This is a genomic window from Aerococcus sp. L_32 (genome assembly GCF_050689315.1).
Genome location: NZ_JBOEQF010001302.1, coordinates 1 through 508, shown reverse-complemented (window position 1 = coordinate 508; position 508 = coordinate 1). Strand labels below are relative to the sequence as shown.

The window sequence follows — 508 nt, the reverse complement described above, 5'->3', positions numbered from 1 at the left end:
CTGAACCGATGTAAGCGACGTCGTTTCCTGCTTCTTGGAATAAGCCACCGATTGCTGAACCCATGTTACCTTTACCGAATACTGTAATATTTGCCATGTTTATATACCTCTTTCATATGTAAGTTTATTGGTTACTTGTTGATAGGTATATTTAACCATGAAAATCCACTTACTAAAAGTAGGCACTTTTTCCTTAGCTACTTACTTATTGGTAAGTAATGACGGATACCAAGGCTTTGCCAGCAAAAAATATTTTTAATTTTTTTCTGGATCTTCAATTCCAGGCAGGTTGCCGTTCAAATAATCATTCCCCCAGGCCCGCATCACTTCAATAATAGGTCTTAAGGTATCGCCCAATTCACTCAAGGAATACTCCACTCTTGGTGGCACTTCTGCATAGACGGTCCGCTGGATAATCCCGTCTGACTCCAACTTGCGCAGGTTTTCCGTCAAGACTTTCTGACTGATTCCTTCAATAGACCGGTGCAGTTCATTGAAACGGTAAGTT

The 508-nt window shown here is 40.7% G+C and carries 1 protein-coding gene and 1 pseudogene; both read right to left on the bottom strand.

What is annotated here, in order from left to right; genetic code table 11:
• Positions 1–97, bottom strand: a pseudogene (locus tag ACRCJ0_RS19460) (diguanylate cyclase); the annotation flags it as partial.
• A gap of 158 nt (positions 98–255) precedes the next feature.
• Positions 256–508: winged helix-turn-helix transcriptional regulator (locus ACRCJ0_RS19455; RefSeq protein ID WP_431391869.1), on the bottom strand; the 253-nt coding region annotated here is incomplete at its 5' end.